Annotated in this window: 15 protein-coding genes; 9 read left to right on the top strand and 6 right to left on the bottom strand. The window is 64.4% G+C overall.

Going from position 1 to position 16,293, the window contains the following annotated elements; translation table 11 throughout:
* Window positions 1-19 precede the first annotated feature (19 nt).
* Window positions 20-1,096, top strand: coding sequence for a dihydrodipicolinate reductase (locus M1248_RS21295; protein WP_410506711.1), 1,077 nt, complete (start codon window positions 20-22; stop codon window positions 1,094-1,096).
* On the opposite strand, the gene M1248_RS21290 is transcribed toward M1248_RS21295, so the two are convergent.
* From M1248_RS21290 to M1248_RS21280, 3 genes are read right to left on the bottom strand one after another with little or no spacing between them, the layout of a single operon-like run.
* On the bottom strand, window positions 1,075-2,280 hold the full coding sequence (locus M1248_RS21290) for an alpha/beta hydrolase (RefSeq protein ID WP_410506712.1): 1,206 nt from the start codon (window positions 2,278-2,280) through the stop codon (window positions 1,075-1,077). The genes M1248_RS21295 and M1248_RS21290 overlap by 22 nt on opposite strands.
* Entirely contained in the window at window positions 2,262-3,311 is a 1,050-nt protein-coding gene (locus M1248_RS21285; RefSeq protein ID WP_163725031.1) for a dihydrodipicolinate reductase, read from the bottom strand. Before M1248_RS21285 ends, M1248_RS21290 begins: the two co-directional genes overlap by 19 nt.
* A gap of 13 nt (window positions 3,312-3,324) precedes the next feature.
* Window positions 3,325-4,572 carry a cytochrome P450 gene (locus tag M1248_RS21280; RefSeq protein ID WP_317149639.1) on the bottom strand — a complete coding sequence of 416 codons (1,248 nt, stop codon included), beginning with the start codon at window positions 4,570-4,572 and terminating at the stop codon, window positions 3,325-3,327.
* Between the two features lie 123 nt (window positions 4,573-4,695).
* On the opposite strand from M1248_RS21280, the gene M1248_RS21275 reads away from it, so the two are divergent.
* Window positions 4,696-5,799, top strand: a complete 1,104-nt coding sequence (locus tag M1248_RS21275; RefSeq protein WP_317149638.1) for a dihydrodipicolinate synthase — start codon at window positions 4,696-4,698, stop codon at window positions 5,797-5,799.
* On the opposite strand, the gene M1248_RS21270 is transcribed toward M1248_RS21275, so the two are convergent.
* The gene (locus M1248_RS21270; RefSeq protein WP_317149637.1) at window positions 5,761-6,915 is read right to left on the bottom strand and encodes an ABC transporter substrate-binding protein; all 1,155 of its coding nucleotides are present in this window, start codon (window positions 6,913-6,915) and stop codon (window positions 5,761-5,763) included. The genes M1248_RS21275 and M1248_RS21270 overlap by 39 nt on opposite strands.
* 99 nt (window positions 6,916-7,014) lie before the next feature.
* Here M1248_RS21270 and M1248_RS21265 point away from each other — a divergent pair, with 99 nt between their 5' ends.
* From M1248_RS21265 to M1248_RS21245, 5 genes are all read left to right on the top strand, one after another.
* Window positions 7,015-8,118, top strand: a complete 1,104-nt coding sequence (locus tag M1248_RS21265) for a dihydrodipicolinate reductase (protein WP_317149636.1) — start codon at window positions 7,015-7,017, stop codon at window positions 8,116-8,118.
* A 41-nt stretch (window positions 8,119-8,159) separates the two neighbouring features.
* Window positions 8,160-8,792 (top strand): TetR/AcrR family transcriptional regulator, encoded by a 633-nt coding sequence (locus tag M1248_RS21260; RefSeq protein ID WP_317149635.1) that lies wholly within the window; start codon window positions 8,160-8,162, stop codon window positions 8,790-8,792.
* Window positions 8,793-8,912: 120 nt separating this feature from the next.
* Entirely contained in the window at window positions 8,913-9,701 is a 789-nt protein-coding gene (locus tag M1248_RS21255) for an SDR family oxidoreductase (RefSeq protein WP_317149634.1), read from the top strand.
* A gap of 31 nt (window positions 9,702-9,732) precedes the next feature.
* Window positions 9,733-11,184, top strand: coding sequence for an aldehyde dehydrogenase family protein (locus M1248_RS21250; RefSeq protein WP_317149703.1), 1,452 nt, complete (start codon window positions 9,733-9,735; stop codon window positions 11,182-11,184).
* Window positions 11,185-11,209: 25 nt separating this feature from the next.
* Window positions 11,210-12,373: an NDMA-dependent alcohol dehydrogenase gene (locus M1248_RS21245; protein ID WP_163725012.1), complete on the top strand. Its 1,164-nt coding sequence runs from the start codon at window positions 11,210-11,212 to the stop codon at window positions 12,371-12,373.
* Window positions 12,374-12,391: 18 nt separating this feature from the next.
* On the opposite strand, the gene M1248_RS21240 is transcribed toward M1248_RS21245, so the two are convergent.
* Together M1248_RS21240 and M1248_RS21235 are read right to left on the bottom strand one after the other, a co-directional pair.
* Window positions 12,392-12,856: a VOC family protein gene (locus M1248_RS21240; protein ID WP_163725009.1), complete on the bottom strand. Its 465-nt coding sequence runs from the start codon at window positions 12,854-12,856 to the stop codon at window positions 12,392-12,394.
* Window positions 12,846-14,078, bottom strand: a complete 1,233-nt coding sequence (locus M1248_RS21235; RefSeq protein ID WP_163725007.1) for an alkyl sulfatase dimerization domain-containing protein — start codon at window positions 14,076-14,078, stop codon at window positions 12,846-12,848. The genes M1248_RS21240 and M1248_RS21235 overlap by 11 nt, the downstream gene beginning before the upstream one ends.
* Before the next feature lie 72 nt (window positions 14,079-14,150).
* Here M1248_RS21235 and M1248_RS21230 point away from each other — a divergent pair, with 72 nt between their 5' ends.
* A complete protein-coding gene (locus tag M1248_RS21230) occupies window positions 14,151-15,311 on the top strand; it encodes a sulfotransferase family protein (protein ID WP_163725003.1) in 1,161 nt (386 codons plus the stop codon).
* Window positions 15,308-16,291 (top strand): zinc-dependent alcohol dehydrogenase, encoded by a 984-nt coding sequence (locus M1248_RS21225; protein ID WP_163724998.1) that lies wholly within the window; start codon window positions 15,308-15,310, stop codon window positions 16,289-16,291. The genes M1248_RS21230 and M1248_RS21225 overlap by 4 nt, the downstream gene beginning before the upstream one ends.
* Window positions 16,292-16,293: the final 2 nt, after the last annotated feature.

Below are 16,293 nucleotides of genomic sequence, written 5' to 3'. Positions count from 1 at the left end.
TGTCGAAGGGAGCTGTCCGTTGACAAGCACGCGACCGATACGAGTCATCCAGTGGGCCACCGGCGGGGTGGGCACCGAGATGGTGACGGCAATCCTCGACCACCGGCCCGACATCGAGCTGGTCGGTGCGCGCGTCTACTCCGATACAAAGAACGGGGTCGACATTGGCACGATCGTCGGCCGCGATCCGATCGGTGTCACCGCGACGACCGACACTGCGGACATCCTCGCGCTCGACGCCGATCTCGTTCTCTACGCGCCGTCGTTCACCGACCTCGACGACGTCTGCGCACTCCTCGCGAGCGGAAAGAATGTGGCGACGCCGTCGTTTCTGTTCCACCCACGGCGCATTCCCGAGGGGGATCGGCAACGCCTGCAGGAGGCGTGTGACAAGGGCAACGCCACCATCCACGGCAGCGGCCTCAACCCCGGTAACCTCTCCGGCGTGCTGCCCCTGGCACTCTCGGGGATGAGCCGCACCATCAATCAGATCACCTTGCAAGAGCGCGCCGACTGGACGCTGTGGGAGAGCACCGAGATCACCTTCGACGGAATGTGGTTCGGTCGTCCGCCGGAAGACGTCACACCGACGGCCAACGATTACCTCGGCTTTCTGACGAAGCTCTTCGTCGAGCAGACCTGGTTCATCTCCGACACCTTGAACGCGGGCATCGACGACGTTTCGGTGAGTCTCGAAGCGGTGTCTGCGACCAAGGACTTCGAGATGTTCGGTCATGTGGTCAAGGCGGGCACCACCGCCGGGCAGCGGTGGAACTTCCGTGGCCATCGCGACGGCGAGACGCTGATCGAATTCGAAACACTATGGACGGTCGGCGGCGAGTATCCCGAGCACTGGCCCAAACCGCTTGACGGTTGGACGTTGACCATCGAGGGCGATCCGTCGATGCGCACACATTTCTTCCCGCTGGCCAGCTTCTCGCGTGAGGCCTCGATCGAAGAGCACGTGAAGGCAGGCCTGATCACCGTCGCCATGCAAGTCGTCAACGCGATACCGGCCGTGTGCGATGCGCCGGCGGGCTTCGCGACCATGGCCGATTTGCCCTTGATCCGCAGCTACACCGGTTTCGGTAACTGACGCGGCCGCCGACGACCGACCCGTGCCGCGGCATGATCGCGGTGGATCTGGGTGAGGAAGCGGCCAATCGCGGCGATTACGGGCGCAGTGTGGGTCGCGTCAATCAAGTCGAAACCGTGGCCGAGGCCTGGAAGCTCGATGTAACCGACTTTTGCACGCGATACCGCTCGCAGTCGCGCGACGAAAGAACGTGCCTCCGCCACGGGAATGAGCGCGTCCGCGCTGCCATGGACCACCAGGAACGGCGGTGCCAATGCATGAGTCTGGTCGATCGGAGAGGCCGCGAGAAAGACCTCGGGGTGTCGGGCCTGCGACCGCTTGACCACGATCCGCTCGAGGAACCGCATGAAGTGATCGCGTTCCCTGGTGGACCTGTCCTGCCAGTCGTAGAGGCCATAGATGCTGACCACGGCGTCGACGGAAGTCTCGGCGTCGGAAGCCAATCCCACCAGGCTCGCCAAGTGACCACCGGCCGAAGTCCCTGCTACCGCAAGGAAGTCGGGATCACCGCCGAACTGGTCGGCATTCGCCCTTGCCCATGCGACAGCTGCAGTCACATCTTGCATCTGGCGCGGCCAACGGTGGTGTGGACTCGTCCGGTACTCGACGGATAAACACACCCACCCACGCCGCGCCATATGAGCCATCAACGCATGGCCCTGCAACTCGCGACGTCCGAAAACCCAAGCGCCACCGGGAATGAAGATCAAGACGGGGGCGGGCTCTCGCGGTAAATCATCGAGTCGCCATACGTCGAGCAGCTGGCGCGGGTGGTCGCCGTAGCAGACCGACGACCTGTGCACGTACCGTCGTTGCCCCCGCGCCTTCCAGAGAGGCGCGACATTCGGGTGCGATGGCCATGGTTGATCCAGATCCGCTGGATCAACGATGCCGTACAACGCTTCGCTCAAGACGCTCGGTGTCGACGCACGCTGCTCCCGACGCCGTTTCGCGGCGCGGGGACTCAGACGCGGCTGCGCGATCCCGGTCAAAATGCCCGGCAGGTAGTGTCGGCCGCCGACGCCGAGCGCCGCGAATCCACCGATCAGTTCGAGATGCCTTCCGATGACGGGCACGGATGCCGTGGCGGCGCTGAGCGCCACGAGGTAGTCGCCCGGCTTGGCCCTTCTCGGCCGACGCCCGCGGGAGTCTCCGGTCTGGCTAGTCATGCGCGGTTGGTCCAGTGCGCCACGAAAGGCGCAATCGTCGAGAGGTCGTAGAGCCCTGGCTGCGCAGCGATCACCGACGGTATCGCGTTGATCGCATGCATCGCGGTGGCCAGGCAGCCCTGCTCTGCGTGATCCTCGTCGTGCGAACCGATCACGAGGTGCAGCCGCATGTTGGGCTCCCCCTCGAACGTGACCTCGTAACCGATCTCGATGGGCCAGTCGGGAGCCAGGTCGTCCGCCATGCGGGTGAGATGTTCAACGGACATCCTCGTCTCACCACAATCGACGGTCACGCCGAATCGCATGGCGCCGACGGTCCCCGCGGGAATCTCACCCGCTGCGACCGTCAACGTCCGCGGGGTCGTCGCGACCTCGCGGAACCCCTCGACAGACAGGATCTGCAGCCCCAACGACTGCGCGAGAACCGTGGCGCTGCCGATCCACGCGCTGGCCGCGTAATCGGTATTGCTGAGCAACGGAGTCGTGTCCTCCGGCAGGTGGCCGAAACCCATCGCATTGAAGATCAGATCATGACTGCCATACGTGGAGTAGTTGAGCACCTCACGCACGCCGATGTGCGTTGTCCGCTGAGTGAGGCGGGATAGCAATGGGCCGAGCGATTCTCCGAAAAAGCCGGGATACAAGCCGAGCCCCAAGAATGAGGAACCACCTATGCGACAGGCACTCTCGATCCCGTCTGCGAGTGACTCGTGCAACGAGCGCGGATGAATGAAGCGGCTGCCGGTCGCCACCACGTTCTTGCCCGACGCCAACAGGTCGCATACGTCGGCGAAGCACCCTTCGGTGTCGGTCTCCACTTTGCCCATGTACAGGACGATGTCGGCATCGGCTGCGATGATGGCGTCTCGGTCATCGGACGTGAGGACCCCGGCCTCATCGAGACCGCACAGCGTGCCGGCGTCGACCCCTGCCTTGGCGGGGTCGTAGACACGCACCGCGACGAGATCGAGGTCCGGCCTGCCGATCACGTGGCGCAGCGACATCATCCCGGTGATACCCGTCGCCCACTGGATCACCCGCGTCATGGGCAATCCCCCTTCAGTCCCACACCACGTCGAGGCGCGGCGGGGAGCGGAACATCGTCCCGGTGATGTACGGCGGCGGTGCGTCAGGGTCGAGACGCAATCCAGGCAGTTCGTCCAACAGCGCGTTGAAGATCTTCGAGGTTTCCAGCCGTGCCAGGTGCATCCCCAGGCACACGTGAGCACCGTGGGCAAAACCGATGTGCGGCTTACGTTCCCGGAAGATGTCGAACCTCTCCGGATCGTCCCAGCGGGTCTCGTCGTGGTTGGCACTGCCCAGGCTGAGCATCATCGTCGCACCCCTGGGGATCTGCACTCCGCCCACCTCGGTGTCACAGGTGACCTCACGCATGAAATTCAGCAGCGGAGTCTCCCATCGGATACCTTCCTCGATCGCCTGCGGTAACAGGCTGCGGTCCGCGCGTACCGCGTCGAGCTGGTCAGGGTGGGTCAGCAGCCCCATGGCCAAACTGGCCGTCGAACGCGACGTCGTCTCTGCACCCGCGGGTAACAGGTTGCGCATGAAGCCGTAGATCTGCTCGTCCGTCATCTTCACCCCGTTGACTTCGGAGGCGGCCAGGATCGACACCATGTCGTCCTGGGGTTCCCTGCGTCGATCGGCGAGGATCCCGACGAAGTACTCCTTCATCTCCGCCGACGCACGCATCGCGCAGTCCATGTCCCCACGAAAGCCCAGCAAGTCGATGGCAAGCCGATGGAACTGAAGCACGTCGGAGTCCGGAAGCCCCAGCAGAGCGGCGATCACCCGCACCGGAATCGGCATGAACACCGCATCGACGAGGTCGGCGCGCTTGGCGTCCTTGAACTTTGCGATGGTCTGGTCCACCAACGGTCCGACGAGTTCTGCGTCCCATCGCTTCATAGAAGACCGGGCGAACGCGAACTCGTGCAACTTGCGATAGATCGCGTGTTCGGGTTCCTGCATCTCCAGGATTGTCGGCCCCTGGAGCGGCCGCACGATGTCCTCATAACAGCGAGTACTGAACGTGATGTTGTCGGTGAAGATCGCCTTGACGGTGTCGAAGGTGTACGCCGTGAACGTCTGCGGGCCATCACCCGGGTTGCCGACCATTCCCATCTCGGGCCAGCCGGCGTGCACCGGGCTTTGCGCGCGTAGCTCCTTGAGCATCGGATAAGGCGACGCGTCGCCGTCGGCGCCCATGCCCTCATTGAATTTGTTCTGCGCGTCGCGGATGCTTTGTTCGAGTTCTTCCTGGCTTGTCCTGGTCGCCGGCTCGGCCATGCGCGGCTCCTCCCAGATATATCCGCCCAGACAACATACAACCTGATGGTTGAAACCTACATCATGTAGGTTGATCAAACATGCAACCGTGGCAATCGCGAAACTGCAACCAGGAGCGTTCCATTGGCAACTCGAGTGGCTCAGTGGGCGACAGGCGCCGTCGGACGCGCCGCGCTGGCCGAACTGATTGAGAATCCTGATTATCAGCTGGTGGGAGTCCTGGTGTATGACCCATCCAAGGCCGGGCAGGATGCCGGGGCCTTGTGCGGTCTGCCGCCTACCACCGGCGTGCTGGCCACCTCGGACAAGGAGGACATCTTCGCGCTGCGACCCGACGTGGTCATCCACGCGGCGAGCAAGGCACACGCCATCGAGACCAACGCCGAGGACATCTGCCGACTGCTGGCGGCGGGCATCAATGTCATCACCACGACCTCCTACAACCATCTGCCCACCTACGGCGCCGAGACCGAGACCGCGTTCGTCGAGGCTTGCCGTGCGGGCGGGTCCCGGTTCCACGCCGCGGGTGAGAATCCGGGCTTCATGTTCGAGCGCCTCGTCGCCACGGTGACGGCGCTGTCGAAGACGATCGACCGGATCGATCTCTACGAGGCCACCGATGTGTCGGCCGTCGACAGCAGGCCCATGCTGGTCGACCTCATGGGTATGGGCCGTCCACCCGAGGACGTCAGCGCCGACTCGCCGATCATCAAGAAGCTCGACCTCGCCTACCGGCAAGCGCTCAATGCCACGGCGGATGTTCTGGGTATCACGCTGTCGCACGTCGACGTGTCGGTGGACGCCACGACACTTCCCCAGGACATCGAGGTGCGTGCGGGCACGATCGAGGCGGGAACGGTGGTCGGACAACGGTTCTCGTGGGTCGGCCACTGGTCGGGTCGGCCACTGCTCGCGATCCACGAGGAATGGGTGTTGACGCGTGACCTCCCGCAGTGGGGTCTGAAGCCCCTGGCTCCGGGCGAGAAAGCGCCGCTGATCCGCGCCGTCATCAAGGGCGAGCCGAGTTTCGAACTACAACTCGACGTCGGGTTCGACGACAAGCCGGCAGATGGCACGCATGCCCAGCCCGGCCATCTGATGATCGCGATGGGCGCGTTGCGAGCGATTCCCGACGTGCTTGCTGCACCGCCGGGTGTCGTGGCGGCGCCGGTGTTCGGTGCGATCCAGCTAGCCGGAGCCAGTAACGGGGAGGCCCACCGCGCGTGAGATGTGGTCGCTGGGCGCCGCGTGGAAAACGTGCGCGCTCCCGTCCGGCAGAATCCGTCGCGCGATCAGATAGTCAGACCCGAGCCAGCCCTGCCGGATGAAGCGGCCGAACCGCAGGAAAGTGCCGGGAGCGCCACTAGCCGACGGCACGAGCTTCACCTGTTCGATACCGCCTTTGACCCCCTCGCCGGTCAACGGTCGCGCCGCCGCCAGTCCGCGCACAATGACCGTCCCCACGTCGTAGCAGAGACCCGGCATCGACTGCCCCGGTCGACGGCCGTAGCGGGCTTCAAATCGATCGAGGAACGCCTGCCCGACCTCGTTGCGCTCGTCGTAGCTGTCGAGTCCGATCCACCCGCGCAGATGGTGCATCCACTCGGCGTTGATGTGCGCCATCTCGAACGCGGTGGTCGTGTAGCGAGGCGGATCCCAGTCGACCGCCAGAAGCGCATCCGAGAATCCCCACAGTCCATGGCCAAAGCCGACGTGCACGAGAGCGTCCGGTTCCGCAGCGCGCAGCTCGTTGACCGCGTCGGCCTTGTCGGCTTCGACCTGCGGGATCGCGATGGTGGTGACGACCTTCAAACCCGCTGCTGAGTACGCCTTTTCAGCGAACGAGAGGTACTCCTTGCCGATGAGCGACGCTTCGTATGCGATCGCGATTCGGGATCGGCCGTCGCCGAGCATCACTGCGGCGAGCATCACGGGTTCCTCGGGCATCGACCCGTTGTTCAGAGCGAATGTCCATTCGCTCAATGCGCCCTCCGAGCCCGACAGGATGATGTTGGGGACCTTGGCGACGCGGTTGGCGTGGGCGGCAAGCGGAACGGCGTTGTCGGAGACATACGGACCGAAGATTGCGAGGCAACCCTCGGCGACCAGCTCGTCGTAGCCGTCCTCGACTGCCTGGTAGGTGCCGTTGGGTAAACCGATCACATTACGTTCGATCAGCTCAATCGGGCGATCGACGAGACCGGCGGCGACGGCCTCGTCGAAGACCAGCCGCAGGCTGTCGAGGGTGTCGTTGTCGATTCCAGCCCTGGTCGGATAGTCGTTGAGCAGGCCGACTTTCAGCGGTGCCACCGATCCGTATGCCCGAGCCTCTTGGTCACCCATACCGGCAACATACAACATGCAGGTTGTCGCGCGGGAGACGGAAATCAGCGTTTACGGATTCGCATATGGTGGTTACCGGCCGTTGGTAGCCTCGCGGCCATGTCTGTCGACACGACCACCACCAGGAAGTACCGCGTCATTCAGTGGGGCATGGGCAATGTGGGGACGCTCGCGCTGCGCCATATGGCCCACAATCCGACATTCGCCGTCGTCGGCGTGCTCTGCAATCGCCCGGAGAAAGTCGGTAGGGACGCGGGTGAGCTGGTCGGCGTCCCGCCCATCGGGGTGCTCGCAACAACCGATAAGGAGGCCCTCGAAAACCTCGACGCCGACTGCGTGTTCTACGCACCGCTGTGGTCAGACGTCGACGAGGTCTGCCGACTGTTGCGCGGCGGCAAGAGCGTCGTCGCCTCGGGTGGCGCATGGTGGCACAGGACCGAAACCAACGGCGCGGACATCGACAAGATCGAAGCCGCGTGCCAGGCGGGCGGGACGTCTTTCCACGGTGGCGGCATCCATCCCGGCTACGCCGCGGACCTACTTGTGCTCACGCTGGCGCGCATCGTCGGCAAGACCGACCACATTCACATCTACGAAGCGGTGAACTTCAACAAGGACACCTTGAAATACCTGGACGAGATGGGATTCGGGAAGACGCCCGCCGAGTTCGCCAAGGGCAATCTGTTCGCGGATGCGTGGTCGCTGTTCGCGCAGTCGCTGACCATGGTTGTCGAAGGTCTCGGCAAGACCGTCGAAAAGTTCACCACCGACGTCGAACTCGGCCTCGCTATCCGCGACATCGCGTACGAAGGCTCGGCCGAAATGGACATGCCCGGCCTGAAGGGCGTGATCAAGACAGGAACCGTCGCCTCGCAGCATCACCTTTGGACGGCTTGGGTGGACGGAAGGCCGTTCATCACGCTGCACGAGCTGTACGCGTTCACCGACCACGACGCCATCGAACCCAAGCCCGACTGGGAGCCCTACTACCACTACCGGATCGTGATCGAAGGCGACCCCGGCACCGAATTGATCCTGCGCGGCGACAGGCATGCTCGCGACACCGCCAAGCCGGGGACCGTCGGGTATGCGTGGACGGCAATGGAGCCGGTGAACTCGATTCCCGCCATCTGCGACGCGCCACCCGGGTTCAAGTCCCACAACGAACTCGGCCTCATGCCGGTGATCGGGATCGTGCGCTGACGACCTGCAACATTCATCCTGAATGTTGCTACGATGCTCGCATGGCCAAGCGTGGCGGCACCGACATCGAGCGCCGGGCTCGTGGAGATCAAACCCGGCGCGATCTCGTCGACGCCGGGCGAGAGCTGTTCGTCGAGAAGGGATACTTCGACACCAGCATCGGCGACCTTGTCACCCGCTCAGGCGTTGGCACCCGAGGTGCGTTCTACCACCACTTCAAGGACAAGGCCGAACTGTTCCGTGCGGTGTTCGAGGAGGTCGAGCGGGATCTGACCCTGCGCTCACTGGCCTCGCCCCCGCCGGGCGGCGACGCATGGGAGGTCCTGTCAGTCGGAATGCGCGGATTCCTGGAGTCCGCGCTGGAACCCGAGGTGCAGCGCGTGATGCTGATCGACGGGCCGGTGGTACTGGGCTGGCGGACGCTGCGTGCCATCGAGGAAGGCAACAGCATCGCCCTGATCAACGAGATGGTGGCCAAGGCGATCGCCGAGGGCATCATCGACGACCAACCCGTCGGCGAATTGACCCACCTCCTGGTCGCGGCAGTCGAGGAGGCCGCCCTCCTCATCGCGCACGCCGACAAGCCCACCAAGGCACGGGAGAGGGCCGCCAGGGTCCTCGACCGTCTGCTGCTGAGCTTCGCGGTCGAGCCGCGAAAAGTCCTGCGCCGATAGTGTTCTGCGTTGCTCCCCGCGAATTCGCGGGCGCGTATGTAAATGTATGTTTCCACTAACTGAATATGATGCTTCTACCTGGCTGATAATGTTGCTCTCGCCCTCGCTGAAGGAGACCCGATGTCTGACGCACCGCCGCTGAGAGTTGCCGTTGTCGGTGCATCTGCGGGGTTGGGCCGGTGCATCGGCATCGGCCTCGCCCGGGAGGGTGTCCGCGTCGCCTTTCTGGCCCGCCGACGGGACCGGCTGGAAAACGCCGCCAAGGAGGCGGGCGACGGTGCGCTTGCCGTTGCATGCGATGTCACCGACGGGGCGGCCTGCCGGAATGCGATCGCCGAGGTGGTCGATGCGTTCGGTGGCCTCGACGCGCTGGTGTACACGACCGGCGTCGGCCTGCTCTCACCGCTGGCGAATGTCAACGAGGAACAGTGGGCGAAGTTGTTCGCCACCAACGTGACCGGCGCATCCCTGATCACCGCCGCCGCCGCACCTCACCTGGCAGCCGCCGCGGGGTCGGCGGTGTACCTGTCCTCGCTGAGCGCCTCCTACTCGTCGCCGTGGCCGCTGCTCGGCGCCTACGCCGTGTCAAAGGCAGCGCTGGACAAGCTCGTCGAGGCGTGGCGCGTCGAACATCCCAACATCGGCTTCACCCGCCTTGCAGTCGGCGATTGCTTCGGCGGCGAAGGCGACTCGCAGACCGAGTTCAACAAGACCTGGAATCCCGAAGCACTGGAAAAGGCAATCCGGTTGTGGATGGATCGCGGCGAGATGCAAGGCGGCCTCGTCGAGGCCGACGATCTCGTCGGCGTCGTGCACTCCGTACTTCGTTGCGGCAACAGCAGCTTCATTCCTTATCTGACCCTGGCTCCTCGGCCGTCCGGTGCCGTGGCCGAACTTCGACAATGGTGAAGGAATTCCCACGGTGACACACGAATCCCGCATGCTGATCGACGGCAAACTGGTCGAGTCCGAAACCGGGCGCCAGTTCGACAACATCAATCCGGCGACAGAGGAAGTTCTCGGCGGCGCTGCCGACGGCGCCCGCGCCGACATGGAACGTGCGGTGGCCGCCGCGCGGCACGCCTTCGACAACACCGAATGGTCGCGTGACGGCGAGGCCCGCGCCGCCGGTCTGCGTCAACTCCAGGCGGCGCTGGAAGCCGAGCGCGAGGAACTGCGTGGTGAGTTGATCGCCGAGGTCGGCTGCCCACTGCTCAGCACCTTCGGACCGCAGCTCGACGTACCGCTCAAAGAGGCGCTGAGCTGGCCCGCCGACATGATCAGCCAGTTCCCGTGGAAACGAACGCTTCCAGACAAGGACGCGTTCGGGATGGGCACACTGGCCGCGCGTGAAGTCTGGAAGGAACCGATCGGCGTCGTCGGCGTCGTCACGCCCTGGAACTTCCCGCTCGAGATCATCCTCAACAAGCTCGGTCCTATCCTGGCGATGGGTAACACCGTAGTCCTCAAACCCGCTCCCGATACGCCCTGGAACGCCACCCGGATCGGACGGATCATCGCCGAGCAGACCGATATCCCGCCGGGCGTCGTCAACATCGTCACGTCGTCGGATCACCTTGTCGGCGAGGTGCTCTCAACATCGCCGTTGGTCGACATGGTGGCGTTCACCGGGTCCACAGCGACCGGTCGGCGCATCATGGCTGCCGCTTCGGAGACCGTGAAACCGACATTCCTCGAACTGGGCGGCAAGTCGGTGTACCTCGTTCTCGAGGATGACGGCGACGTCAGCGCAAAGATCGGTGGCAGTGCGTTCATCTCGATGCACGCCGGGCAGGGCTGTGCCATGCCCACGCGACTTCTCGTCCCCAACTCCCGGTACGAGGACGCCGTCGAGATCGTCAAAGTCGCGATGGAGAAGAACAAGTACGGCGATCCGACGGATCCCTCGGTGCTTCAGGGGCCACAGGTGTCCAAGCGGCAGCAGGAGCGGGTGCTTGGCTACATCGAGAAGGGCAAGCAGGAAGGGGCCCGGCTCGTCACGGGTGGCGGTGTACCCAAACACCTCGAGAAGGGCTACTTCGTCGAGCCGACCGTGTTCGCGGACGTAGACAACGCCATGACGATCGCCCAGGAGGAAATCTTCGGCCCCGTGCTCTCGGTCATCGGATTCGACGACGACGACGACGCAGTGCGGATTGCCAACGACTCGATTTACGGCCTCTCAGGCGTGTTGTTCGCCGACGACCTGGAACGGGCCAAGTCTGTCGCGAGCCGGATCAGGACCGGCACGCTCGGGATCAACGGCGGACTCTGGTACGGCGCCGACGCCCCGTTCGGCGGCTACAAGCAGTCGGGCATCGGCAGACAGTGCGGCATCGAGGGCCTCGAAATCTTCACCGAGACCAAGACTGTCGGCTGGCCGGCTTCCTGACCGCCGCCGAAGAAGGAGCACGCACATGAAATCCAAAGCAGCGGTCCTGCGCGGAGTCGGCGTGGACTGGGAAGTGACCGAGGTGGAGCTCGACCCGCCCAAGGCCGGTGAGGTACTCGTCAAGATGGCCTACGCGGGCGTCTGCCATTCCGACGAGCACTTCTACACCGGCGACAGCGTGCCGAGTGCCGAGATGGAAGAGATGATGCGGGCCGCCGGCGTGAACGTGCCGGAATGGTTCCCTATGCTCGGTGGCCACGAAGGATCCGGCGTCGTCGCCGACGTCGGTCCGGGGGTGAAGACGCTCAAGCCCGGTGACCACGTGGCGATCTCGTTCTTCCCCGCGTGCGGCAGCTGTCGATTCTGTGTGACGGGACAGACCTACCTGTGCGACGTCGGCGCCGACATCTACGACAAGGCCATGACCACCGACGGTACCCGGCGGCGACATCTCGGCGACGAGGACCTGATGGCGATGATGCAGGTCGGCACGTTCTCCGAGTACGTCGTCGCCTCCGAGCGCTCCTTGGTGAGGATCAACGACTGGATTCCGTTAGAGGCGGCTTCGCTCGTATCCTGCGGTGTGACAACGGGTTTCGGGTCGGGATCGGTGGCCGCAGGCACGCAGGTCGGTGATACCGTCGTGGTCATCGGTGTCGGCGGCATCGGGATGAATGCGGTGCAGGGCGCCAAGGCCGCGGGTGCGAAGCACATCGTCGCGGTCGATCCGAACGAGTTCAAACGTGAGATCGCCCCGATTTTCGGCGCGACCCATACGGCGGCAGACGCCGGGGCCGCAGTGGAATTGGTGAAGGAGATGACGTGGGGCGTCATGGCGGACCGGGTGGTGCTGACCCCCGGCGTGGTGCCGCCGGACATGGTGATGGTCGCGATGATGATGCTGCGCAAGGGCGGAACCTGTGTGCTGACGGGCATGGCGAAGATCACCGACATGATGGTCCCGCTCATCCTGCCCGACATGGTCTCGTCCTGTAAGACGCTGAAGGGCGTGCTGTATGGCGAGATGAATCCGCGCGAAGCGATGCCCAGGCTGCTGTCGATGTACGAAGCGGGCACCCTGAAACTCGACGAATTGGTCACCCAGAAGTACAAGCTCGACGACATCAACGAGGCGATGCGGGATCTGCGTGCCGGCAAGAACATCCGCGGCGTCATCGCCTTCGAGTGAGGCGGGTTCGGTCCGGCGTCACGGCTCAGAGGCTGACGCGCTGGCCCACCAGTAGGCGATGAACGGTTCCATACTGCGACTGACCAGTTCTATCCGCGGCCCGGAGGCCCCCTTCACGTATGCCCACAGCAGCGTGCCCGATCCATCCGGGTTGTAGGACTTCACCTCGAATGTCATACCGCTGGATTCCAGTGCCGCCAAATCGGATTCGACGTCGTCTGACCAGTACCCGATGTGATGCACACCGGAGTCCGACGGCGTCCACACGGTGTCAGGCACGGTCTGCAGGAGTTCGAGCCGAGGCTCGGCACCCGAGTAGACCATTTTCATCGGGATGGTGACCTCGCCGGCCGGGGTTACCGCGTCCTGGTCGACGGTGACGACATCGGTCCAGGTGTAGCCGGCGATCTGGGTGAGCCACTCCATCGTCGCGTCGAGATCGTCGACGACGATTCCGGTGTGATAGAGGTTTTCAGCCTTCATCGGTCTCCTTGAGGGTAGCGGTGTTGATCTCCTGCTCAAGCCATTGCACTTCGCTGTGGTTCTCGCGGCCGCTCGCCGCCAGAACCTGTTCGAGCGCATCGCGTTTGACACCGAGGGCATCTGGGTCCGTCGGCGCATGCGCAAGCACGATGTCGGTCAGGTGTAGCGCCTCGAGGGGACGCCCGGCCTTGGCGTGGGCGTCGGCCCGCTCGGTCAACGCGGCGGTTCCTCCGACCAGGTCGACGACATCCGACCAGACGGACGAGGCGGGGACGTCGTACAGCTCGGTCGTCGATTCGTAGCGAAACCAGCCGACATGTTCCTCCCAGATCGCGCGCACGATCCAGGCGACCTTGCCGTGCACCTGCGGCAGCGCCAACTCGGTCGGGAGCGTCACATCACGCATCAACGTCCACAGATCCGCGCCGGAGTTCATCCCGTCGATCGTGCGGTCGCGAAGGTACGCGGTGGCGTCGCGAACCTTCGTCATCGTGGCGCGGATCTCGTCCCCTCCGCGGAACACCTCGTGGCCGTTGATCAGTGTCTGCGGTTCGAGATCGATGACCCTGTCGACGGAATGCAGAAACGCCATCGCACTGCGGAGCTTGTCCCCGCGCAACGTATAGAGATTCGGCACGTGACCGAAGAACGGACCCATCAGGTTGCCGATGAACACCGTGCGTTCCTCAGGAAGCCACACCACGAGGGCGTCGGTGGTCTCCCCGCCTGGGGTGGAGTAGAGCCCGATTCGGCGACCGCCGAGCACGAGAGCGTGACTGTCGATGAACGACTCGGTGAGGACAGGTTCGGGCGGAAGGTTGGCGGCAGCGCTTTCGACGTCCATGAAGGCGCCCCAGAGCTTCATGATCCGCCCGACGTAGAACGGGTGCAGATTTCGCCAGTACTCGCGCACGTCGCGATGGTTGGCCTGGGCGATCGTCCGCGCACCGTCCTGCGCGAACTGGCTCCAACCGCCGACGTGGTCGGGGTGGCCCTGCGTGAAGGTGATCAGTTGTGGCGGGTCGCTGGCCACCTCCGAAAAGCGGGCCTTGATCGCAGGCGCCTCGAAGTCGGTGCCGGTGTTGATCAGTAGATTGCCGCCGGACGTCGTCACCAGATAGCTGTTGGCGATGTTTCTCGACATGAAGATGCCGTCCCCGATGTCGACGGCACTCTGATCACCCTCACCTTGTTTGACCAACTCGTCCAACGACGGCGTCATGTGCGCACCCTTCGAGTGTGGATTCCGAACAACCTAACATTTGTTCTCTATGACCGTATAGTCTCTGACGGCATGGCAACCGTGGACGAACTCGTCACCCGCGCCGCCGAACGCGCCGGCCTCGACGACTTCGGCGGCGACTCGTGGCGTGAAGGTCTGAGCCTGCTGGTCGGCACCTGCGAGTCCGCGCCCGGGGTCAATCCCGGTGGGCGTGACTTCGTGTACGGCCAGTTCGTCGACGCCTTGTGGAATCGGTTGCGCGTCGTCGACTACGTCAAAAACCACCCCGAGATCGGTGAGCAGCGCATCGAGCGGCCTGTCGTGGTGCTTGGTCTCCCCCGCACCGGTACCTCGCTGGCCAGTTATCTGCTCGATCAAGACCCGGCGCGACGGTCGCTGCTTACGTGGGAGGCCGCGGATTCGGTTCCGCCGTCCGCACCCGACACACTGCGGACGGATCCTCGGTGTCTGAAGAAGAAGGCCGAACTCGACGTCCTCGCCGAGGGACTGAAGGCGGCCGACATTCCGATGGTGCACTGGGATGAGGCCGACGGTCCGACAGAGTGCCTGTTCGTGCAGAACCAGGATTTCAAGGCCTATCTGTGGGAGGCGTTCATGCCCACTCCCGAGTACGCCGAGTGGCTGCTGAGCGCCGACATGTCCAGCGCGTACCAATACGAGCGGACGGTCCTGCAGATGCTGCAGTCGCGCGCACCGGGAACATGGTCGCTGAAGATGCCGTCGCATGCGGTGCACATCGAGACCCTGCTCGCGACCTACCCGGACGTGCGGATCGTGTGGGCCCACCGCGACCCGTACAAGTCGGCGGCATCGTTCCTGCGGCTGAACTATCTGTCGCGCGCGGTACTGGGAGCCGACGTCGACGTCGACACGATCGTGCCGAATGTGTTGCACCAGTTGAAGGAACACGTCGACCGTCCCCTGACGACGAGACGAAGGATCGGCGACGCACAGTTCTTTGATCTCCACTACGCCGATCTGATGCGCGATCCGGTGGCGGTGATGCGGTCGCTGTACGACTGGGCGGGTGACGACCTGACCACGTCGACCGAGGATGCGATGCTCGACTGGCTGGCCGAGCATCCGCAGGACCGCTTCGGTGTCGCACCGTATTCCCTGGACGGGTCGGGAGTGACCCGCGCGGATCTGGAGCCGATCTTCGCCGAGTACCTGAACGCGTTCGACATCGAGTTGGAGGGGGACGCACGATGAAAGCCGCCGTCACCACAGACGACCACGGGTTCGAGGTCACCGAACTCCCCGATCCCACTCCCGAACCCGGCCAATTGGTCATCCGGGTCAATGCCTGCGGCGTCTGCGGATCCGATATCAAGGCACAGCCCTACGCACCGGCAGGCATGGTGATGGGCCACGAACTGGGAGGCGAAGTCGTAGCCGTCGGATCGCAGGTCGAAGACTGGCGTGAAGGCACCAATATTGCTGTGCTGCCCGTGGTCTCGTGTGGCGCGTGCCGGTACTGCCAGGCCGGGACCGCGTCGCACTGCGCTGCGGCGAGCTTTATCGGCATGGGACCTGCGGGCGGGTTTGCCGAGTTCGTCGCCGTTCCCGCGCGACATTCGTTCGCGGTTCCCGCCGACTTGCCAGACCGCTACTCCGCACTGGTGGAGCCGTTTGCGGTCGGTCTGCACGGAGTGAATCGCGCCGAGATCACGACCGGCGACGACGTACTCATCGTCGGTGCGGGCGGCGTCGGCCTCACCACCCTGATCTGGGCCCTGCACCGCGGCAGCGCACGCGTCACCGTCGCCGACCCGGACCCTCAACGGCGGGACTACGCCGCCGCCGTCGGTGCCACGGACGTGCTGGCGTCGGTGTCGGAAGCGGAGCTCGGGGCCTATGACGCGGTCGTCGAGTGCGTGGGACGAGCAGAGCTACTGCAGGTCTGCCAGCCGGTCCTCCGTCCACAGGGACGCGTGATCATCTCGGGTGCATGCGCGGAAGCCACCCCCATCGAGCCCATCACCGCGCTGCTGAAGGAGCTCACAGTCCGCTACGCGGTGGCCTACTCGGTCGACGAGTTCCGGGAAGTCATCGCGGCGTTCGGCGACGGCAGCGTGGATCCGGGCAGCACCGTCGGACCCTCCTTCGAGCTCGCGCAGATCGGCGAAGCGTTCGATGCTGTTCGTGAGTCGCGGGTGCAGGGCCGGGTGTCGGTGATCCCGCACGGGTAACG

It is taken from the genome of Mycobacterium sp. 29Ha (genome assembly GCF_032883055.1).
Classification (GTDB): domain Bacteria; phylum Actinomycetota; class Actinomycetes; order Mycobacteriales; family Mycobacteriaceae; genus Mycobacterium; species Mycobacterium gallinarum.
This window is presented reverse-complemented; position numbering and strand designations above follow the sequence as displayed.